At 36.4% G+C, this 20,572-nt stretch carries 18 protein-coding genes and 2 pseudogenes; 9 read left to right on the top strand and 11 right to left on the bottom strand.

The annotated features are described in order from the left end of the window. Nucleotides 1-97 precede the first annotated feature (97 nt). From sbcB to ACU5DF_RS10530, 3 genes are read left to right on the top strand one after another with little or no spacing between them, the layout of a single operon-like run. The gene (gene sbcB / locus ACU5DF_RS10540; protein ID WP_446712807.1) at nt 98-1,522 is read left to right on the top strand and encodes an exodeoxyribonuclease I; all 1,425 of its coding nucleotides are present in this window, start codon (nt 98-100) and stop codon (nt 1,520-1,522) included. Next, nucleotides 1,519-1,869, top strand: a complete 351-nt coding sequence (locus ACU5DF_RS10535; RefSeq protein WP_446712806.1) for a CidA/LrgA family protein — start codon at nt 1,519-1,521, stop codon at nt 1,867-1,869. Before sbcB ends, ACU5DF_RS10535 begins: the two co-directional genes overlap by 4 nt. Then, the gene (locus ACU5DF_RS10530) at nt 1,869-2,552 is read left to right on the top strand and encodes a CidB/LrgB family autolysis modulator (RefSeq protein WP_446712805.1); all 684 of its coding nucleotides are present in this window, start codon (nt 1,869-1,871) and stop codon (nt 2,550-2,552) included. The genes ACU5DF_RS10535 and ACU5DF_RS10530 overlap by 1 nt, the downstream gene beginning before the upstream one ends. Nucleotides 2,553-2,642: 90 nt before the next feature. Here the strand turns inward: ACU5DF_RS10530 and ACU5DF_RS10525 are convergent, their stop codons facing one another. After that, entirely contained in the window at nt 2,643-3,659 is a 1,017-nt protein-coding gene (locus ACU5DF_RS10525; RefSeq protein WP_446712804.1) for a methyl-accepting chemotaxis protein, read from the bottom strand. 46 nt (nt 3,660-3,705) lie between these two features. Next, nucleotides 3,706-4,650 (bottom strand): cache domain-containing protein, encoded by a 945-nt coding sequence (locus tag ACU5DF_RS10520; protein ID WP_446712803.1) that lies wholly within the window; start codon nt 4,648-4,650, stop codon nt 3,706-3,708. A gap of 783 nt (nt 4,651-5,433) precedes the next feature. On the opposite strand from ACU5DF_RS10520, the gene cdd reads away from it, so the two are divergent. Further along, nucleotides 5,434-6,327, top strand: coding sequence for a cytidine deaminase (gene cdd / locus ACU5DF_RS10515; RefSeq protein WP_045103318.1), 894 nt, complete (start codon nt 5,434-5,436; stop codon nt 6,325-6,327). A 52-nt stretch (nt 6,328-6,379) separates the two neighbouring features. Here cdd and ACU5DF_RS10510 read toward each other — a convergent pair whose 3' ends face one another. Then, nucleotides 6,380-7,543 carry an amidase family protein gene (locus ACU5DF_RS10510; RefSeq protein WP_446712802.1) on the bottom strand — a complete coding sequence of 388 codons (1,164 nt, stop codon included), beginning with the start codon at nt 7,541-7,543 and terminating at the stop codon, nt 6,380-6,382. A 223-nt stretch (nt 7,544-7,766) separates the two neighbouring features. Between ACU5DF_RS10510 and purT the strand changes: the two are divergent. Further along, nucleotides 7,767-8,952 (top strand): annotated as a pseudogene (gene purT / locus ACU5DF_RS10505) (formate-dependent phosphoribosylglycinamide formyltransferase). A gap of 216 nt (nt 8,953-9,168) precedes the next feature. Further along, nucleotides 9,169-10,360 (top strand): annotated as a pseudogene (locus ACU5DF_RS10500) (amino acid aminotransferase). A 120-nt stretch (nt 10,361-10,480) separates the two neighbouring features. Here ACU5DF_RS10500 and ACU5DF_RS10495 read toward each other — a convergent pair. Both ACU5DF_RS10495 and cysB read right to left on the bottom strand, forming a co-directional pair. Next, nucleotides 10,481-11,677: a methyltransferase gene (locus ACU5DF_RS10495; protein WP_446712801.1), complete on the bottom strand. Its 1,197-nt coding sequence runs from the start codon at nt 11,675-11,677 to the stop codon at nt 10,481-10,483. Between the two features lie 32 nt (nt 11,678-11,709). Next, a complete protein-coding gene (gene cysB, locus ACU5DF_RS10490) occupies nt 11,710-12,684 on the bottom strand; it encodes an HTH-type transcriptional regulator CysB (protein ID WP_045102264.1) in 975 nt (324 codons plus the stop codon). A 291-nt stretch (nt 12,685-12,975) separates the two neighbouring features. Here cysB and ACU5DF_RS10485 point away from each other — a divergent pair, with 291 nt between their 5' ends. Beyond that, on the top strand, nt 12,976-13,740 hold the full coding sequence (locus tag ACU5DF_RS10485; RefSeq protein ID WP_446712800.1) for a DNA repair protein: 765 nt from the start codon (nt 12,976-12,978) through the stop codon (nt 13,738-13,740). Nucleotides 13,741-13,826: 86 nt separating this feature from the next. Here the strand turns inward: ACU5DF_RS10485 and miaE are convergent, their stop codons facing one another. After that, nucleotides 13,827-14,591 (bottom strand): tRNA isopentenyl-2-thiomethyl-A-37 hydroxylase MiaE, encoded by a 765-nt coding sequence (gene miaE / locus ACU5DF_RS10480; RefSeq protein ID WP_446712799.1) that lies wholly within the window; start codon nt 14,589-14,591, stop codon nt 13,827-13,829. A 203-nt stretch (nt 14,592-14,794) separates the two neighbouring features. On the opposite strand from miaE, the gene ACU5DF_RS10475 reads away from it, so the two are divergent. Further along, on the top strand, nt 14,795-15,181 hold the full coding sequence (locus ACU5DF_RS10475) for a hypothetical protein (protein WP_045102267.1): 387 nt from the start codon (nt 14,795-14,797) through the stop codon (nt 15,179-15,181). Nucleotides 15,182-15,183: 2 nt separating this feature from the next. On the opposite strand, the gene ACU5DF_RS10470 is transcribed toward ACU5DF_RS10475, so the two are convergent. From ACU5DF_RS10470 to ACU5DF_RS10455, 4 genes are all read right to left on the bottom strand, one after another. Further along, entirely contained in the window at nt 15,184-15,567 is a 384-nt protein-coding gene (locus ACU5DF_RS10470; RefSeq protein ID WP_045103319.1) for a hypothetical protein, read from the bottom strand. Nucleotides 15,568-15,832: 265 nt separating this feature from the next. After that, nucleotides 15,833-17,515 (bottom strand): flagellar assembly protein A, encoded by a 1,683-nt coding sequence (locus ACU5DF_RS10465; protein WP_446712798.1) that lies wholly within the window; start codon nt 17,513-17,515, stop codon nt 15,833-15,835. 66 nt (nt 17,516-17,581) lie between these two features. After that, nucleotides 17,582-17,869: a glutaredoxin domain-containing protein gene (locus tag ACU5DF_RS10460; protein ID WP_045102269.1), complete on the bottom strand. Its 288-nt coding sequence runs from the start codon at nt 17,867-17,869 to the stop codon at nt 17,582-17,584. Nucleotides 17,870-17,888: 19 nt separating this feature from the next. Further along, nucleotides 17,889-18,635 (bottom strand): DUF2884 family protein, encoded by a 747-nt coding sequence (locus ACU5DF_RS10455; protein WP_446712797.1) that lies wholly within the window; start codon nt 18,633-18,635, stop codon nt 17,889-17,891. Nucleotides 18,636-18,809: 174 nt separating this feature from the next. Here ACU5DF_RS10455 and ACU5DF_RS10450 point away from each other — a divergent pair, with 174 nt between their 5' ends. Further along, nucleotides 18,810-19,913: a phosphoribosylaminoimidazolesuccinocarboxamide synthase gene (locus tag ACU5DF_RS10450; protein ID WP_446712796.1), complete on the top strand. Its 1,104-nt coding sequence runs from the start codon at nt 18,810-18,812 to the stop codon at nt 19,911-19,913. A gap of 79 nt (nt 19,914-19,992) precedes the next feature. Here the strand turns inward: ACU5DF_RS10450 and ACU5DF_RS10445 are convergent, their stop codons facing one another. Beyond that, nucleotides 19,993-20,481, bottom strand: coding sequence for an outer membrane beta-barrel protein (locus tag ACU5DF_RS10445; protein ID WP_045102272.1), 489 nt, complete (start codon nt 20,479-20,481; stop codon nt 19,993-19,995). Between the last annotated feature and the right edge of the window lie 91 nt (nt 20,482-20,572).

The raw sequence follows: 20,572 nt of genomic DNA, 5'->3' as shown, positions 1-20,572 counted from the left end.
ATCTATATATGGCACGTTGAATAGATAGACTTTTAATACTTTAACTCCTTGTTTAATTAGGCATATTATATGAATACGATACTTTTGGAATATAGCCATGAATAGTAGTAATGACCCGTCCTTCTTCTTCTTTGATTATGAAACATGGGGAACTAGCCCATCTCTCGATCGCCCATGCCAATTTGCTGGGGTTCGTACCGATGAAGATTTCAATATCATTGGTGAGCCATTAGTTATTTACTGCCGCCCTCCAATTGATTACTTACCTTCGCCTGAAGCGTGTTTAATTACGGGTATCACACCACAAACCGCGGTGAGCAAGGGGTTATCAGAGCCTGAATTCATTACTCAAATCCATAACGAATTATCAAAACCAAATACCTGCTCGCTAGGCTATAACAACATTCGTTTTGATGATGAAGTTTCTCGCTACACCTTATATCGTAACTTCTTTGAACCTTACGGCTGGAGCTGGCAAAACGGCAACTCGCGTTGGGATTTATTAGACGTAATGCGTGCGGTGTATGCTCTGCGTCCTGAAGGTATTCAATGGCCAAAAGACGAAGAAGGCAAACCAAGCTTTAGATTAGAAAAACTCTCTCAAGCAAATGGCATTGAACATGAAAATGCCCACGATGCGATGGCCGATGTTATTGCCACCATAGAGTTAGCTAAAGTAGTTAAAAAAGCACAACCTAAAATGTTTAACTATCTGCTTTCTATGCGTCATAAAAAGAAAGCGGCAACGTTAATCGATATTGTTGAAATGACACCGTTAATGCACGTGTCTGGTATGTTTGGCGTAGATAGAGGCAATATTAGTTGGATTGTACCTGTTGCATGGCATCCAACCAATAACAACGCCGTCATTACGATTGATTTAGCATTAGATCCAAGCGTGTTCCTAGAATTAGATGCAGAGCAATTACATCAACGTATGTACACCAAGCGTGCTGATCTAGCCCCTGACGAATTGCCTGTTCCTGTAAAATTAGTGCATTTAAACAAGTGCCCTATTCTTGCGCCTGCTAAAACACTGACGGCAGAGAATGCTGAAAACCTAAATGTAGATAGAGCCGCCTGTTTAAAAAATCTTAAAGTGATCCGTGATAACCCTGAGATCAGACAAAAGCTAATTGCGCTGTACAGTATTGAACCTAATTATGAAAAATCAACCAATGTAGATACCCTTCTATACGATGGATTTTTCTCTCATGCTGATAAAACCGCGATTGATATGATCCGTCAGTCAACGCCTGAGCAGTTGATTGATTTTGAACCTAATGTCAGTGACCCACGAATCAAACCATTGTTGTTCCGCTATCGTGCTCGTAACTTCCCGCACACGTTAAATGAATCAGAACAACTACGCTGGCAAGCACATCTACAAGATTATTTTGAGACGCACATGTCTGATTACGAAACACGCTTTGAAAGCTTATACCTTGAGTCTGAAGGCAATGATAAAAAAACTGCGATCCTTCGCGCCGTTTATAATTACGTACAACAGTTAGTATCATGATTAAATATATTTATTCTTTCGCTTGGATTTTTGCTTCATTGTTTGCTGGTAACGGTCTTCAATCCTGGCTGAATATCTCTGTTCCTGGCAGTATTCTTGGAATGCTTATTCTATTTACTGCAATGGTCATAGGTGTATGCAAACCTGATTGGACAGCCACTGGTTGCCAATTTTTTATGCGTAATATGTTGATTCTATTTATTCCAATTTCGGTTGGGTTAATGACGCATTTTGATTTACTGCTCGATAACGCCATACCTATTATTGTGAGTACCGCGGGCGGGTCGCTATTAGTGTTAGTCTGCCTTTCATTGTTTATTGATCGTCTTGATAGAGGAAATAAATAATGTGGGTTATTTTAACGGTTATTGTTTTTTACTCGGCACGTTGGTTTGCAAAACGCTACCCGCACCCACTGAATAATCCATTATTATTGAGTGTCTTTATTGTCATTCCTGTTTTGATGATATTAAAAGTGCCTTATGAGACTTACTACGCTGACAATGCTTTTTTAAGCTACTTGCTACAACCTGCCGTAGTTGCTTTGGCGTATCCATTGTATGAACAACTGCCTCATATTAGATCAAACTGGAAGATTATCTTACTAGCTTGCAGTGTTGGTTCTTTGTTTTCAATGTTTTCTGGCGCATTCTTAGCGGTATGGATGGGAGCTGATATGCAACTGGTTGCAAGTATATTACCAAAATCAGTAACCACTCCTATTGCAATGGCAATCTCAACTCAATTAGAAGGTGAAGCTGCTATTGCGGCTATCTTGGTGTTATTGGCGGGCTTAATGGGCGCTATCTGTGCCTATCCTATTTATAATATTATAGGCATTAAAAGTTCACTGGCGAGAGGCTTAACCATGGGTAATGTCTCTCATGCACTTGGTACTGCTCAGTCAGCTGAAATAAATCCCCAAGATGCGGCATTTAGTTCGTTAGCATTAGTAATATGTGGCCTAATTACCTCTCTTCTAGCCCCTGTGGCATATGCCATTATGGTTTGGTTAAATCAATCAATGTAATTTCATATATTAAAATTTAGTCATACTTGATAAGTGATACCAACCCACATAAGTCTCTAAGAATTTACTTATATGGATTGGTATTATTCACTATATAGCAAACTTACCTATTGTTGAGGATAGAGTCCCTAACACTTCTTTTTGAACCGCAATTTTTTCAGATACGCTGCCAATACTAACGACAATAGATTCTGCTAAATTATCTACTGAAACGGTCTGATTACTGATTTCATGCGAAGCGACAGTTTGTTCTTGAACCATTGAGGAGACTTCTTGAGATTGCTTATCTATTAAACCAATCGATTGATCTATTTGGTTTAACTTTTCACTTACCTCTTTAATAAGCTCTACACCTTGCTCTGCTTTAGAGCGGCCAACATTCATAGAAGCGACTGCATCGACGGCTGAAATTTGGAGGGTTTCAATTATTGATTCAATATCAATGGTCGAATCTTGAGTACGACTTGCAAGCGTACGAACTTCATCAGCAACTACAGCAAAACCTCTGCCTTGCTCTCCAGCTCTTGCTGCTTCAATTGCTGCATTTAATGCAAGTAAATTGGTTTGTTCTGCAACGCTTTTTATAACTTCTAATACACTAGAAATTGATGAAGCATTTTCATTTAATTTATTAACAACGGCTTCAGATGTAGATACATCTTGATATAAATCACTCATTAGCTTAGTTGCACTACCTACCAAAACTTGCCCTTGATTAGAATGCATATGAGCTTGAATCGCATAATCTTTGGTTATTTTGGTATTATCTGAAATACTACTGATAGTTTGAGTCATCTCCGTTGCAGCGGTTGCAATTTGCTCCAAGAATCTTTTCTGTCCCGATGTATCATGACCTAACTGAGTATTTAATAACTCAAGCTGTTCCGATTCATAGTTAATACTATTTGTCACATCTCGGCTTTGCTTAATAATACATTGAATACTAGTAACAAATATATTAAATGATGAACTCAATTTTCCCAACTCATCAGGCTTACTCTCATCTAATCGACGAGTTAAATCACCATCTCCCATTGCGATATCATCCATCGCCATTACAACTTTATTAAGAGGCCTTGTTAATAATCTATTAATCATAAAGAACATAATTAAACACCCAAAAGCAATAGTCGCTATCGCGATAAGGAATAAATTAATAACCAATTGGTTTGGTTTGAGACGATATTATATTTTTGGGTACAATAAACCCAATTCGCCAATCTAATCCTATTGACTCATCGATAACACTATTTACAAAAACAAGTTGCTCTTCCCCTTTATATTTTATTGTTATTTCTTTTAAATCTAACCCAGCTAATTTTCCCTCAATTTGTTCAAATCCTTTTGTTCCTGAACCAATATTATTCACTTCACTTAGTTTTGGGAATGATGACATATCAAGAGCAGAAGATTCATCACTAAAGACAATTAAATTACTGTTCGCTGTAAATAAAAAACCTATCCCAATACCATTATATTTAAGATTATCTATAATCTCATTCTTAATCTCCGTACTCAGAATGTCAATTCCCATAACACCTATAAGTTCATTACCATCATTATAAATAGTTGTTTTTATTGAACTAACCATACTGTTATCTACCATATCTATTTGAGGATCATTGATAAATAATTGATTTTTATCTAAGGACTCATACCACCACGGTCGTTTGTTTGTATAGTAATCTGTATCGCTATATCTTCCGTTTTTATCAAAATATTCATATGTATTAGCGGGAGAGAAAAATACCGATTTAATGACTGGATCTTGCTCTGAAACAGATTTAAACATTGATGTAATCATTTGATAATTAGGATCTGAATCTATATCACTACCTCGAGAATCATAATCATTAAACCATTTTTTCATAAAAGTATTTTCAGAAAGTGTCGTAACAACTCTTGCTCTTTCTGAATAAAAACTTTTAATCGAACTAGCTGCACTTGTAGTGACTAATTCAACCTCTTTTCTCACTTCATTTTCTACATAATCTACTCGTTGCATCGTTATGTAATAAAAAGTTACAGAAGAAGCTAATATCAAAAATAAAACACCACTAGATACAAGTTTATTTGCTATTGAATCAAAAAACTTCATTTTCAACTTTTCCTAATAATAATTATTATAAATAAGAACAATTGAATTATAGGGAGCAATCATGTCACCGCAATTACACCTCAGTATATTAATCTGTAAAAAATAAGTTTTATGACCAAACGCACACTTTGCAAACGTTTGCATTTTAGTAAACTGGTTAATATGATTAACAATCAATTAAACTAATAACTTACACTGCAAAATTGAAACATTATCGAAACGTAAAGACATATAAAAAAATGAAAACCATTTAATATAAACATTCCATTATCAACAATGGCTCGAAGTTATAAATCAATAGCAAGGTCAGCTTACTTTTATAACTTAGTGTTTGTAGTTCAATATCAACAACAGAAAAAACTTACCGCTAGTGGTTAACACTTACTCGCACTTATCTTAACAGTAAAGATGAGCAGCAATCACACCATTAACATCAAAAGAAAGTATAATATAGCTTAGGTACAATTCTACATGCTAGAGTTTATAATTCTTTATTAAATAGATATTTTTCTTTTCGAAAAAACAGGGTTATAGCTAAAAATAATTTTAAATACATTTTATGTAAAATAGACAATCATCGGAAAAATTTTTATTACAATTAATAGCACCTTGCTTATAATTGTTCAAAATGCCACCACTATACGTGTGACCTCTCTCTCATTGATGTAATTAATGTATATTTACCTTAATGAGTGTGATATTGATCTACGTTTCTATGACTATAGTCCCTAATAATGAGTCCAGAAGAATTTAAAAAGGATCACACCGATGACCACTCTACAAATGACAACATTACAACAACGTCTAGAAAATGCTCTTGCAGATCTGTCTACAGATTTACAATCGGCGCTATCTCCTTTAATCACTCCACAATTTAAAGGTGTTATCACCAAAGAGCAGTTTCAAGCTTTATTATCTGAAACTCAACTCAGTGACAAAGCATTACGTTTAGCATTGCTTCCTCTTGCTGCGGCCTTTTCTGTTGCCCCTATCTCTAATTTCTATGTGGGAGCGATTGCTCGTGGCCAATCTGGTCATTTGTATTTTGGCGCTAATATGGAATTTAGTAATGTCCAATTAGGACAAACGGTTCATGCTGAACAATCTGCAATTAGCCATGCGTGGATTCACGGTGAAACAGGGATTTCGGACATTACGATTAATTTTAGCCCTTGCGGTCACTGTCGTCAGTTCATGAATGAGTTAACAACCGCTGATACATTAATGGTTCAGTTACCTGAGCGTGATGAAAAATCTTTACAAGAGTATTTACCTGAATCATTTGGTCCTAAAGATTTAGGGATTGAAGGCGGCCTACTTGCTGAGGTTTCACATAATCTAACATTAGACACAAGTTCGGCATTGCTGATTTCTGCATTAAAAGCAGCAAATCAAAGTCATGCTCCTTATTCACATAATATCAGCGGTATTGCGCTTGAAATGAAGAGCGGTCAAATCTATCACGGTATGTATGCTGAAAATGCGGCATTCAATCCAAGTCTACCACCACTTCAAGTAGCTTTGATTCATGCAAATATGTCCCGTGAGAATTTGTTTGATGTTAAAGCTGCTGCTCTAATTGAAGATCATAAAGGTGCGATTAGCCACTTAGCTATTACAAAAAGTACGTTAGAAGCGCTAAATGCTAATGTTGCACTTGAGTATGTTTCTTTATAAGCACTAAAAAAAAGAGGAGATTCTAGTCTCCTCTCTTTTTCATTCTATTTTATTAATGATTGCCTTTCCAACGGATCGCAGCATCAATTAACTGTCTATCCATTCCTTTCTGACCAATCAATGAGATGCCCCAAGGCGAATTTTTTACTTTAAACCACGGCAAATGCAGTTGAGGTAGATCAGCCAAACTCGCTAAAGATGTGTACTTCAAAATTAATGAATTCAGGTTATACAATTGCTCACTAGAGGTAGACACTGGTGGTGCAATATTAGCTGTTGTCGGCATTAATAAGAGTGTTTTATTATCCAGTATTGACTCTAAAACCGTTTGTACTAACTCTCTCTGCTCTAACGCTATCCTTTCATCTTTGTATTTCAGTTCTGATAACCATTTCATTTTTATTTTGATTTCATCACTTAGATCTTCATTATTTTTTTCGATCCAAGGTTCTATTTTTCGTAATGAACGGATCACAGAGATCACTTTAAAACTTTCAGCAGCTTTGGTTGTGATGATTTTACTGATTGAGCGGCTACGAACTACCTCATAAGGAACTGATTTAAGTAATTCTTCTAATCTTGATTTAGCTTCCTCTGGAATATCGGTAAATAAGTTATCTAAAACAACAATTCGCTCAACGGTCATCAATGGTGACATTGGCGTTAACATAGTCGCTATTTTTCTAATATCAGAAAGGCTATTAGCCAGCCAGCCAAGAGAGGTTTCTTCTTTTGCTAATATTTCGATCCCTTCCATATTAACTTCGCTAGAAGAAGACTTAAAACCATAGAGTCCAGAATAAACGGCAGGAATACGAATGCCACCACCCACATCAATACCTAAACCGATATCAGCACGACCACTTGCCACTGCAGCAGCAGCACCACATGATGCCCCACCAATCAGTCTACCTTCACTATTTGGGTTCTCAATAGATTTATAATGCGGATTTCTACCATGAAGTCCTAGACCAAACTCATCCATATGAGTTTTACCTATAAATCGAGCTCCCCCTTTTAATAAAATATCAACAATTGGAGCATTCTCTTTGGCTTCTTTTTGTTGCGTTAACCACTGTGGGTTACCTAAGCCATTCGGAGTATCTTTAATGTTAATACAATCACTCACAACAAACTTTTTATTTTCTAAAAGTCCATAAAAGGCCACTTGCTGTTCAGGGCCTGAGTGGGCGACATAATTTGTTTCACTATCCATATAATACAATACTGTTATTAACATCAAAGAGAAGTAGCATACCAATCGCGGCACTGAATACAATTCAACATATTCACACTATTTATAATTCACTCTACAGTGTGACATTCATCCCATCCTAAAAAATTCGCGATAAATAAAAACTCAAAGGCAAACGTTTGCGTATTGGTGGAAACAAGGTATCATTCCATTGTTACTTTTCACAACTACATGAGAATCGATTATGTTTGGTACAGCTCTGTCTTCTTCTGCAACAAAAGTGTTATTACTTGGCTCTGGTGAACTTGGTAAAGAAGTGGCGATTGAATGTCAACGTCTTGGCTTGGAAGTGATTGCAGTTGATCGCTATCTACATGCACCAGCAATGCAAGTAGCTCATCGCAGTTACGCTATTGATATGTTAGATGCGAACGCATTAGAAGAAATTATTAATAAAGAACAACCTGATTACGTTGTGCCTGAAATTGAAGCTATAGCGACTGATAAATTAGTGGAACTAGAAAAACAAGGCCTTAATGTTGTTCCTACTGCAAATGCTACCAAACTAACAATGAACCGTGAAGGGATCCGCCGATTAGCTGCTGAAGAGTTAAACCTTCCAACCTCCCCTTATCGTTTTGTTGACAGCTATGAAGCATTAGTTGAAGCAGTCCAATTCGTAGGTATGCCTTGTGTAATTAAACCTGTCATGAGCTCATCAGGTAAAGGCCAAAGTGTCATTAAAACAGAAGCTGACATTCAAGCATCATGGGATTACGCTCAAGATGGCGGACGCTCCGGTGCTGGCCGAGTTATTGTAGAAGGATTTGTTGATTTTGATTATGAAATTTCATTATTAACCGTTCGTGCTGTTGATGGTATTCATTTTTGTGCGCCAATTGGTCATCGACAAGAAGATGGGGATTACCGTGAATCATGGCAGCCTCAAGTAATGACTGAATCAGCCTTAAAACTTGCACAAGATGCAGCAGAAAAAGTAGTAAATGCATTAGGTGGCTACGGTCTGTTTGGCGTTGAGCTGTTTATTAAAGGTGATCATATCTATTTTAATGAAGTATCCCCTCGCCCACATGATACTGGTTTGGTTACGTTAATTTCCCAAGAGATGTCTGAATTTGCTCTGCATGTTCGTGCATTTACAGGAATGCCAATCAACAATATTATTCAATATTATTCAATATGGTCCTTCTGCATCTTCAGTTGTTCTTGGTCAAGGGACTTCAAATAACATTCGCTTTGATGGATTGTCTGATGCATTAAGCCAACCCCAAACTCAAGTGAAATTATTTGGTAAGCCAGAGATCGATGGTCGCCGTCGTTTAGGGGTTGCAATCACACGACGTGATACCATTAAGGGTGCTATTAAGGATGCTATCGATGCATCAAATAAAATAAAGATCACTTATTAACTTTATTTTTAAATCAGTTGATTCAGTAAAACAACAGAACGGCATTCAATCGCTATTCTGTTGTCTTTTTCTATCACTCTAATTTCTATTTCGCTATTAAAAGCATTAAATTTGATCTTTTCGTTATCTAACCGTTGCAAACTTACAAGGTTAACAGGTATAAATAGCTAAATAGATTCTTAATTTTTATTTTACCCTTCACCATGGATGATGACTATGTTTGAAAAAATCGCTGCCGCTCCCGCTGACCCTATTCTTGGTCCTAACTGATGAATTTAAAAATGACCCACGTTCTGAAAAAATCAACCTAGGTGTTGGTATTTACAAAGACGAGTCAGGTCAAACCCCTGTATTGAAAACAGTAAAAAAAGCAGAAGCAGTATTGCTTGATACTGAGAAAACAAAATCATATCTAACCATTCAAGGTACAGCAGAATATGGACTTGCTGTTCAAAAACTGTTGTTTGGTGCTGAAGCAGAAGTTATTACAGACAAACGAGCACAAACAGCTCAGGCGCCAGGTGGTACTGGTGCATTACGAGTTGCTGGTGAGTTCATTAAGCGTCAACTTGGCGATGTGAAAATTTGGATCAGTAACCCTACTTGGGCAAACCACATTGGTGTATTTACTGCCGCTGGCATTGAAACAGCACAATACAGTTACTACAATGCTGAAACTAAATCAAAAGATTTCGCTGCAATGTTAGCAGACCTACAACAAGCTGAAGCTGGTGATGTTGTACTTCTTCACGGTTGCTGCCATAACCCTACGGGTATTGATCCAACGGCATCTGAATGGGAAGAGTTAGCAAAACTATGTTCAGAAAAAGGGCTACTACCTTTATTTGATTTTGCATACCAAGGCTTTGCTAAAGGTGTTGAAGAAGATGCTTCAGGCCTTCGTACTTTCGCTCAATACTGCCCAGAATTATTAGTGGCAAGTTCATTCTCGAAAAACTTCGGTCTATACAACGAACGTGTTGGTGCATTTACACTGGTAGCAAAAGATGCCGCTGTTGCTTCTGATGCTTTCTCTCAAGTAAAAGCAATCATTCGCTCTATCTACTCTAATCCACCAGCACACGGTGCTGCTGTCGTTACGCACATTCTAAATAATGATGCGCTGCGTACTGAGTGGGAACAAGAAGTTGCTGAGATGCGTGACCGTATCCAAGAAATGCGTACTCTTTTTGTAACAACACTAAAAGAACAAGGTGTTAAAGCAGATTTTAGCTTCATTGAAGGTCAGAATGGCATGTTCTCTTTCTCTGGTCTATCTAAAGAGCAAGTTAACCGCTTAAAAGATGAGTTTGCAATTTACATTGTTGGCTCTGGCCGTATAAGTGTTGCTGGCATGACAAAAGACAATATGCTTCCTTTATGTAAAGGGATTGCAGCGGTTCTTTAATTCTCTACTAATTGCTTAAAATCAATTGAAAGGCGCTTAATTTAGCGCCTTTATTATTTCAAAAGCATTTGTTATTTCAATAATATAATGTTGGCAATTTCAGTTATTATCTGTTTATTATTACTTCTGTTTTCTTGCTTGAATAACAATATTTCGAGGGGTTTCTTCTTTTAAGCAAAACTCACCAATACGAACGTCATACCCCGCCTCTTCCATTAGTAAAGCACGATCTAAGCAAAGCCAAATTTCTAGGGGGCGTTTAAATAAGTGCTGTATCAAATCGCATTTTTCCATCATCACAAATGCTTTTTTTCCTTTTTCTAACCAGATGTCATAATCAATATCATCCGTTAATGTTAGACCTTTTTTACCCGCAGCCCAATGGCAGAACGCACCAAACCCATCACTTAATAATGATTTTTTAATACTAGGAATAGGAAGGTAGCTATCTTTGCTCGTCAATGTTCTTTGCAATGCATCAAAACCTAAACGGAAAGACATTTCTTGTTGACGATGACGCTGAGTTCTTTGCCCTGCAACAACGGTCTCTTGTAAAGGCAGACGTAAGTCATCTTTGGATAAAAGTAAACAAGAATGTATCGCTAAGTGTGATAAAGCAGAATATTGTGGCTCTTTGGTTAAATGAAAGCAGCAAGGGGAAATAGTTACTGCATCAATCTGTTGTGAGATCCCTTTTGTAAGTAAATTCACATGAAGGTCTCCACACGCATGCAATGCTATTGCGTGTTGCTTCTCTTTTAGTAACTTATCACTTTGTGGAGAAAGAGCATCTCCTTGTCTAAAAGTCATATCTAATTGATGACTTTCTGCATATGATTGTCCACTATCACATAGTGACTGTTGCCATTCTAATGTTATTACCGGTTTGCTTGTCGTTGCAGCTAAAACTCTGCCTAAATAACCTTTGCCGCCACACCACTCTAACCACTCATTTTCTGGTTGATAAAAATCTGCACCTAAAGCACTTAATTTGGTAATTTGTTGCCATTTACGACCACTAATTCCAGAATCTAATCCTTTTAATGTCGCAGCAACAGGAACATCAAACGCCGTCAGTTGACTTAGAGGGTACAGCTTAGATAATTGCGGAATAAAAACAGATAAACGACTGACTAATTCCTCAGGGTTTAATTTTAAATGCTGAACATCTTCAAGTGACAATTCATCAAGCCATTCACTCAATTCTATATCTGTGGTACGCCACGGATAATCTGCACAATGAAATGCTGAAAATTGCCAAAAAAAGACCGTTTGAGTTAACAAACGGTCCATATCTAAAAAGTGTTGAGAATGCATGAATGTACCCTAAAAATAGTATCAGGGTGATCTTAGCGGACAGGAAGATTAATGTCTTTAAACATATCTTCAATTTCTTGATTATTTTTAAGCATTATCGCTTGTTCAACGATTGGGCGTGTTAGATGCGGTGCAAAGCGTTCCATAAAATCAAACATGTAGCTCTTTAAGAACGAGCCGCGTTTAAACCCTATGGTCGTAGTACTGGCATCAAAGATATGACTTGCATCTAAAGCAACCAAATCAGAATCTCTGTCTGGATCCATTGCCATACTTGCAATAACACCAACACCAATCCCCAGGCGAACATAAGTTTTAATCACATCTGCATCTGTCGCTGTAAAGACAATTCTAGGTTTTAATCCTGCCTTATTAAAAGCACTATCTAGCGCTGAACGTCCAGTAAAGCCAAATACATATGTTACCAAATCATAGGTTGCTAAATCTTCAATCGTAATCTTTGATTTTTGAGCCAATGGGTGGTCTTTAGTCACTACAATCGAACGATTCCAGTGATAACAAGGCAACATGATTGCATCTTGATATAAATGTAGGGCTTCGGTTGCAATGGCAAAATCTGCCGTGCCTTTTGCTATCGCATCAGACATTTGCGCTGGTGTACCTTGATGCATATGTAACGAGACATCGGCATAACGATTTTTAAATCCTTTAATTACATCAGGTAAAGCATAACGAGCTTGTGTATGTGTTGTCGTTATATTTAACGTTCCTTTTTCAGGGTTAGTATGCTCCCCTGCTACCGATTTAATGCTTTCAACACGAGATAAGATCTCACGAGATATTTTAATAATTTCATTACCCGATGGGGTTACTCTTGTTAGATGCTTACCACTTCGCTCAAAAATCTGCACACCTAACTCATCCTCCAAAAGACGAACTTGCTTACTGATGCCAGGTTGAGAGGTATATAACGATTCTGCTGTAGAAGAAACATTAAGACTGTGGTTTACCACTTCAACAATGTACTTTAATTGCTGTAATTTCATTCTGTATTTCCTGTAATCCTTTACATCAAACTAATCATTCTTATTCAATACTGTTATATACCTATTTCTATATATTTTCAAAGTGTTATGCTTAAATCATACAGCATCGAACAATTAACAAACAAATACATTAAAGAAATGTGAACAAATGTCGATAAAGTAAAAGTAATCCCGAGTATAATAACACTCTTACTTAAACTAATTTATCAGGGTTAGCGAAAGCCTTGCTATTCATTTAGTTTACAAGGTGTTACACTGATGATCATTATGACTGGATGTATGATATAAAATATGAATATTGCTCTTATAATTGGACTTTTTGCAATTCTACTGACTTTAATTATTGGCTATAACGTCATTGTTCAATACAGAACAAAGATTGAGTCAGCTAAAAAGCATGAGTCCGCAAAACATATGGTTATTATTGATTCCACAGAAGAATTAATCGGTAATGCTCATCATTTACCTTACAGTAAAGAACTACTTGTTTGTCTAAATCAGCGGATCCTTGATGCGTTACGCGCCATTGCAGACCTTGACCCAAATGATCGTAGTTATGCTGGTCGTATTGAAAATATGGAGCAACAGCTTCAACAGTTAAAAACAAATTATTCTGGCGGAGATAGCACCAACTTCAAAGTACCAAGTAATGATAAGCAAGCAATTGTTATGCTGAAGTTAGTTAAGCGTCTTCGTGATACATTACGTACAGAGCATAAAAAAGGCCGAGTAAACACTCAAGTTTTTGTGGCTGAAAATGCACGTTTAGAATCTATTCAAGTTCGAATTAATATTGAAAACGTAGTTAAACGTGCTAAAGATGCAACACAACGTGGCCAAGCTGGTACTGCACGTCAATTACTTAAAAAAGGTATCGACGCACTAGCAAGTAAAAATGATGGTTACTCAAATAAAGCACGTAGCCAACTTCAAGATATGCTTGATGAATTAAACAATAAGACTAAAAAGAAACAAGACCAAGAGCTGCAAGATCAGTTAGATAAGACTAAAGATGATGACATCGATGTCTTGTTCCAACCGAAGAAAAAATGGTAACTTTTATAGCCATTTAATTGCAGACATAAAAAAGATCGCTAAGTGCGATCTTTTTTTATGTCTGCGATTACCGTTTTATAACTAAATTAAACGCCCACTGGTACACCACTATGAAATTTAAAATCAGTATCCGGTGATTGAATCAAGTCCGCTTCAATTCTTGCAAAATGCGCTACACGCTCACTCACATCTCCACCTGAAACTTGTTCAGCCAAAATAAGGTAATCTTGGTAGTGTCGTGACTCAGAGCGTAATAGCGATATATAGAACTTAGCAAGGTCATCATCTAAATATGGCGCTAATTTAGCAAAACGCTCACAAGAACGAGCTTCAATAAAGGCACCAATAATTAGCTTATCAATCAATGTACACGGCTCATGTGTAATAATATTAGTGAACATCCCTTTTGCATACCGGCCTGCTCTGATATTTTGATATGGAATATCACGTTGTTCCATAATCTCAAGCACTTGATAAAAGTGGTGTAACTCTTCTTTAATCAACAGTACCATTTTATCAATTAAGTCTTGGCTATATGGTGAATCTTTACGTGCTGTAATTTTTTTAGAGATATTACTCTTCCCTTTCAGAGTCTCTAAACTGCCTGTTTTTTTATAGGCAAAATCTTCATATGGCTTAAACCAATCAAGAAGTACATTGGTGCTTTCAGCATCAACAGCGTATTTACGAATTAAATACAGAGCGCTTTGTGCCGCTTTAAGCTCACACATCAAATGATCGCGAAGAATAATTGAAAGGTTCTCAGGTTTCTTAGCTTCCTCAATCCATTCATCTGGAGTTTCACATTGTAAAAAAGAGTGAATTGGCTCTAATAACGATTTATCGTACATAACATTTTCAATTTAAGAAATTCTGCGTCCATTATATCAAACCTAATTATTGATGCTTAAAATTCCTTTGATTAATACAATAATCATCAAGTTATGAGCTTTTAAGCTGATTTTTTCACCAAATAAGTAAAATTTTCTTGATCATTAGATAAATAAAAAGTACTGTACAAATACACACTGTATGGATGAACAGGTAATTTATTATGAATACTGCAATGGCATTAACTACTTACTCAAACTTCTTTGATCATGCACCTATTCCATTGCTGGTTTCTAATGCCGCACATCAAGTTAGCAGACAAAGTCAATCACACTTCATGCAAACACTAAAAAGTCTATCAAAACAGAATAAATGGATTTTTATTACAGCTAATACATCAATGCCAAATTGTGACATATTACTCAAGCACGGTATTGACTTAAATAAACTGGTTAGACTAAAAGCCTCTCACCAATTAACTGAATCAGAAACAATACAAAAGGCTAAGAAATTAGGTACAGCTAGTGCCATTATTTGTAACTCGACTTGCTATTATTACTCGCATTCAACTTGGCTAGAATTAAAGCGAAATCATACGCTGGTACACTAAATTTACTCTCTTTCATTCAGGTGTACTTGTAATAAATCAATACCGTCATCTGATTGTAAAATATTAGTATAAGTATTATCTAGTATGTAAGCGATTTGCTCAGTATCTAAAGTATAAGGTAGCTTAATATGTAAATCTGTAATACCTTCGATTCGAGCTAGCCGAATAAGCCGAACAATATTAGATTCATCATTAATATGGGAAGAAAGAACCTGTAACGCCTCTAAACGTAGTCTTTCTTGTAGAGGAGTAGAGTCATGAACAGATGCATTCCACACTGTTCCAAACATAGGGATCAAGCTTTTTAAAGCTTGTGAAAATGTCCACTTCTGTTTTGTTGAATCAACTAAAAATAAACTGTAATCAAACTCAATAATCATACTCATATTTGCCTCGATATATTCCAACATCTACTTTCAACATCCTATTGAAAAGCACAAGTTTTTTACTACAGACTATAAGTATCTCGTAAATGAATGACATCGCAAGTATAAAAATGGTTACTGATCACACTTAGAAATTCTTAGCTCTTTTACGTTTTCATTGATCTAACACATATTTTACACCTACACATTTTAATAACAAAAAACCGCTACTAGAGCGGTTTTATAATTAAACTAACTAACTATTTAACTAAAACTAATAGAATTATCAGTCACTAGTTAAACTCGCATTTTTAGAAACAATTGGATCTATTTTAATTTCATATTCATTAAAGTAGATCTTACATGGACTATGTTCACGCTTTGTTGTGACTTTTTCGTCTGAATATTGAATTGTCACTTTGGGATACATACGCTCTGTTACTTTAACTACATTCTCAGTTAACTGCTTTCTTAACTCTTCTTCCGCAGACTGGAACCTGTTCATCGCCTGTGCAATTTCTTTATTCGAGTCTTCTTTCATATTTTGAACGCGTTCAATTTGCTCTTGTGTACGTTCTGATTTTGGAATCTTAGATAAATCCATTTCAGCACGAACCACTTTCATCGTATTCTCTTGTGCTGCTTTATATTTGGTATTTAGATCCGCAATATTTTCTTTATATTTATCAAATCGAGTGAAGGCATTAACCAGAGTCTCTGTACCTGCTGTTGCCCCTAAGTTTACGGTTGTAATATTAGAACCAGCGTAAATTTCACCACCGACGATAGAACCATTACGGCCGGTCTTATCCATCACTGTCACAGAGTTTTTACTTTTGACAAAGCTTTGAATTGAATGTAAACCTAACTCAATATCTCCAGAAGCTTGTAAGTTTGCTGATTGAACAAATTTCGCGGTAATCTTACCACCAGCTTTAACAAAACATGTATGGTCTTCACCATCTTCAACGTGATGCCCGATAATGCCTTTCATTGCAATAACATCACCATGAGCTTGGACATTAGCCGATTCAATAAAACCGCCAACAGTTACGCTACCCGTTGCTTTTACAATCATATCTGCAGCAATATCACCACTTACAATAACACTGCCTTTAAATTTTACATGACCTGTCGAAATATCAACTGCATTCAAACAAATAGCATTATCTACATCAGCACCATCATCATGAATCCATGGCATACCAGATGTTTGAGCTATGACTAACTCTGAGTCATTAGGAGAGATCATTGCGCCTTTACCAGCTCTTAACTTAATATTCTTACCTGGTGTTGCCTGAATTATCTCACCTTTCACCGTAAAACCATCAATTCCATTAGTTGGAGGTGTACGGCGAATTAACTCATCACCTTCAACCACTGTAATAGTCTCACCTAGATCTCTCATATCAACTTTATCTTCCTCGCCTTCTTTCTCTTGAGGTTGTAAAGCTTGATCACGAAAATCTTCAACTAAAGGAGTAAAGCTTGAATTATCACCATCAACGGGTTCCTTACCTTTAGCAACTAGGAGTGATACCTTTTCACCTGAGGCTAAATTTCGACTCAAGACCATTACTTTTTTTAATGCATTTTTACTAATACCACGAGTGATTTCCATGCTTGTTAGTGCTGAAATAATATCACTGCTTTGAAGATCTCTACCGCCATATGCACCAATAACTGCCATCGTTGCTTTCATGTCTCGCTCTTCAAGCGCAATGAAAACTTCGGCATCACGACGCTCAGCAACCTGACGATTCTGGTGATTACTGATCATGCCGCTTTTAATATCATTAATGATAGAAGAAATAATTTTCTCATCAAAGAAAAAACCATTTGCTCCTATTTCCTCTAAAGATTGCTTAAATCCTTTTAAGGTTGGTTCAGCATCCGGCTGAAATTTATCAGGAAAGCGTAAAACAACCGCATTATCATCCTGTATCAATGTTAGAATAGAATTCCACATGTCCATCACTCTTAGTATGTATTACAGTTTTAAATTAACCGTAAATATAGTTAGTTAATTGTTATTCTACAGTTCAAAATCATCTAAATCTATGTCGGTCTCTTGACGCTCAAAAAACGCCACTAAATCGTCGTGTCCACCAATATATTTTCCATCTAAGTAAATTTGAGGCACTGTATTTACAACGATTCCCTCTTTTTCCTGAATTAAAGCAACCATTTCATCTTTATTTAGATCGACGTCTAATGTCAGAACTTTATACTCTATATTTTTATCGTCTAAAATTGTTTTTGCTTTAACACAAAATGGGCAGACTGTTTTTGAGAAAACTATCGTTTGAGCTGTATCGAACATTTCTTTTATCTCTTTATTGTTAAATAGTAAACGCAGGGTATGCTTTTAGTTCTGGGATCAATTCATGTAACTGTTGTTCTTCATCGGCAATTTCGGTTGCTGAATCACACAATGCTCCTGCTTCTTTTTTCATTTCTTGTTTATGTTCTTTTATTTTAGTGTTTATTGATGATTGTACATCGCTAAATTGTTGCTGTAATTCAGAGAAATTAAATTCTCCTTCTTTCATTTTATTTGATAACGAGTTAAATACACTTGAGAACAACTCTTTATCTAAACTTTGTACCATCAACTCAAGATCTTGCTTCCAACCAGTTTCTATATCTTGAAAAAAATTCTGTTCTAATACCAGATCTTTGCCTTGATAGAACTGCTGTTTAGCTGTTTGCTTATAATCATTGATTTTTTCTTTAACCGATTCAAATGAACCTTCAGCATTAAATGATGTTTCAATATCACTAACAAACTCACTCGCCGCTGCAAATCCTTTATCGGTAAAATCAACAATACTTGGTAGATAATTGGCTAACTGCTGCTGATACTCTTCAATCGCTTGTTTTTGTTCTAACGTCAATTTAAGTTCATTACCATTGATAAAAACATGTCCATTTTTATCGATTCTGAGTTTATCTTGAGTATTCTCAACCTTAACCTCTCCTACCGACGTTAATATTACATCATTTTTTACGGTAATTGGGCAAATACCAGCCCAAGCTTGACTAGTTAACAATAAGGTGATTAAAACAACAGCCTTTTTCAATGACATCGCACTCATTCTTTAATTATTCCACATACTAAACAGTTTAACTGATTGCTACTCAATTGCTCAACTTAGAATATTTACCCAATAAATAGCAATCGTTTGCTTTTGTTCTGGTAGTACAACATAGTTCTGGTATGATGCATCCTGTATTTAAATCGTTTATATAGGAATTCTACAATGAGTCTTTCCGAACAAGTACTTGCTGTTAATGATGATCTCCCAATTCGTACCGATAAGCCTGTACACAGTGGTAAAGTACGTTCTGTATATTGGTTAACAGAGGAAGACAGCCGCCGCCTGATTAAAGAAAAAGGCTACAATGTCGCAGCTGATGCACCTTTAGCTATCATGGTAATTAGTGATCGTATCTCTGCATTTGATTGTATTTGGCATGGTGAAGGTGGATTAAAAGGAATTCCTGGTAAAGGTGCAGCCTTAAATGCGATTTCAAATCATTGGTTTCAGTTATTTAAAGATAATGATTTAGCAGACAGCCATATTCTTGATATCCCTCACCCATTTGTATGGATTGTTCAAAAAGCAAAGCCTGTGATGATTGAAGCTATTTGTCGTCAATATATTACAGGTTCAATGTGGCGTGCTTACACTCAAGGCGAACGAGAGTTTTGTGGTATTACTCTACCTGAGCGTCTAGAGAAAGATGAGCAGTTATCAGAACTACTGTTAACACCATCAACAAAAGGCGTGTTAACAGGTATTGAAGGTGTTCCTGAAGTAGATGATGTCAATATCACACGTAAAAACATTGAAGATAACTACGATAAATTCAATTTTTCTTCTGTTGAAGATATTGCTTCTTATGAAAAACTACTTAAAGAAGGTTTTGCGGTTATCGCCAAAGCATTGAATAAAATCGATCAAATCTTTGTCGATACGAAGTTTGAATTTGGTTACGTTAGCGATGCACAGGGCAATGAGAAATTGATCTATATGGATGAGGTAGGAACACCTGATTCATCTCGTATTTGGGATAAAAATGCCTATCGCTCTGGTCATATTATTGAGAACTCAAAAGAAGGTTTCCGCCAGTTCTTATTAAATCACTTTGCTGAACCTGATATTCTTTTAAACAAAAATCGTATGGAAGAACGTTTTGCTTTAGCACAAGAAAATGAACTTCCATTAGAAGCGATGATGGACTTATCGAAAACGTATTTAGACATTGCAGCTAAAATTACAGGCTCCCCAATTACGTTAAGTGATAATCCAAAAGCTGAGATTATTAAAGTATTAAAAGAAGAATATCAATTAGTTGATTAATATTTAACTTTTTTAGCTTAAAAAAATGGCGACCACATTGGTCGCCATTTTTGTATTTAACATTCTAATAATCAGATGATTATAGGAAGTGTACTGTTAGGTTAACAGATGCAAAATCAATATTTTCATCACCAACAGTGAAGTTATTGTAGCCTGCACCCAGAGTTAGCATTGGGAATACACTGTATTCAACACCTAAACCGATGAATGGATCAACACCATCATCAGACTTATAACCGTTTGTGCCTTCCGCTTCCCAGCTATGCATACCCGCTTTACCGTAAACATGCAGTGGACCAAAATCAATGCTTGGTTTAATAGCAAAGTTAACTGAAGTTACATCAGCAGAACCAGCAGCACCAGAATAATCATAAGAACCTAGGTTCCAAGCACCCATTTCAACACCGATGAAAGGAAGAATACCTGTACCGATATGAGCACCGTATACCGTAGAACTTTCGCCAGCAAAATCAGCAGAACCAGCTTGTACGCCACCGTAAATCAGTGAATCAGCAGCCGCTGTTACTGATACGCTCGCTAGAGCTAACGCTAAAAGTGTCTTTTTCATCTTAAATCCTATTTTTACTAGAGGGAGCGGCAATCTTTGACGCTCTTTTCAATATTATAAAATAACAAGCAATTAATGTGCCGAAATTAAG

Source organism: Aliivibrio wodanis (assembly GCF_052920805.1).
The sequence above is the reverse complement of the archived record's forward strand: the minus strand, read 5'-3'. Positions and strand labels throughout refer to the sequence as shown.

Bases quoted from the DNA above. Each gene is read 5' to 3' on its own strand.
- sbcB (WP_446712807.1), top strand. From the start codon at position 98: ATGAATAGTAGTAATGACCCGTCCTTCTTCTTCTTTGATTATGAAACA.
- ACU5DF_RS10535 (WP_446712806.1), top strand. From the start codon at position 1,519: ATGATTAAATATATTTATTCTTTCGCTTGGATTTTTGCTTCATTGTTT.
- ACU5DF_RS10530 (WP_446712805.1), top strand. From the start codon at position 1,869: ATGTGGGTTATTTTAACGGTTATTGTTTTTTACTCGGCACGTTGGTTT.
- ACU5DF_RS10525 (WP_446712804.1), bottom strand. From the start codon at position 3,659: ATGTTCTTTATGATTAATAGATTATTAACAAGGCCTCTTAATAAAGTT.
- ACU5DF_RS10520 (WP_446712803.1), bottom strand. From the start codon at position 4,650: ATGAAGTTTTTTGATTCAATAGCAAATAAACTTGTATCTAGTGGTGTT.
- cdd (WP_045103318.1), top strand. From the start codon at position 5,434: ATGACAACATTACAACAACGTCTAGAAAATGCTCTTGCAGATCTGTCT.
- ACU5DF_RS10510 (WP_446712802.1), bottom strand. From the start codon at position 7,543: ATGGATAGTGAAACAAATTATGTCGCCCACTCAGGCCCTGAACAGCAA.
- ACU5DF_RS10495 (WP_446712801.1), bottom strand. From the start codon at position 11,677: ATGCATTCTCAACACTTTTTAGATATGGACCGTTTGTTAACTCAAACG.
- cysB (WP_045102264.1), bottom strand. From the start codon at position 12,684: ATGAAATTACAGCAATTAAAGTACATTGTTGAAGTGGTAAACCACAGT.
- ACU5DF_RS10485 (WP_446712800.1), top strand. From the start codon at position 12,976: ATGAATATTGCTCTTATAATTGGACTTTTTGCAATTCTACTGACTTTA.
- miaE (WP_446712799.1), bottom strand. From the start codon at position 14,591: ATGTACGATAAATCGTTATTAGAGCCAATTCACTCTTTTTTACAATGT.
- ACU5DF_RS10475 (WP_045102267.1), top strand. From the start codon at position 14,795: ATGAATACTGCAATGGCATTAACTACTTACTCAAACTTCTTTGATCAT.
- ACU5DF_RS10470 (WP_045103319.1), bottom strand. From the start codon at position 15,567: ATGAGTATGATTATTGAGTTTGATTACAGTTTATTTTTAGTTGATTCA.
- ACU5DF_RS10465 (WP_446712798.1), bottom strand. From the start codon at position 17,515: ATGTGGAATTCTATTCTAACATTGATACAGGATGATAATGCGGTTGTT.
- ACU5DF_RS10460 (WP_045102269.1), bottom strand. From the start codon at position 17,869: ATGTTCGATACAGCTCAAACGATAGTTTTCTCAAAAACAGTCTGCCCA.
- ACU5DF_RS10455 (WP_446712797.1), bottom strand. From the start codon at position 18,635: ATGTCATTGAAAAAGGCTGTTGTTTTAATCACCTTATTGTTAACTAGT.
- ACU5DF_RS10450 (WP_446712796.1), top strand. From the start codon at position 18,810: ATGAGTCTTTCCGAACAAGTACTTGCTGTTAATGATGATCTCCCAATT.
- ACU5DF_RS10445 (WP_045102272.1), bottom strand. From the start codon at position 20,481: ATGAAAAAGACACTTTTAGCGTTAGCTCTAGCGAGCGTATCAGTAACA.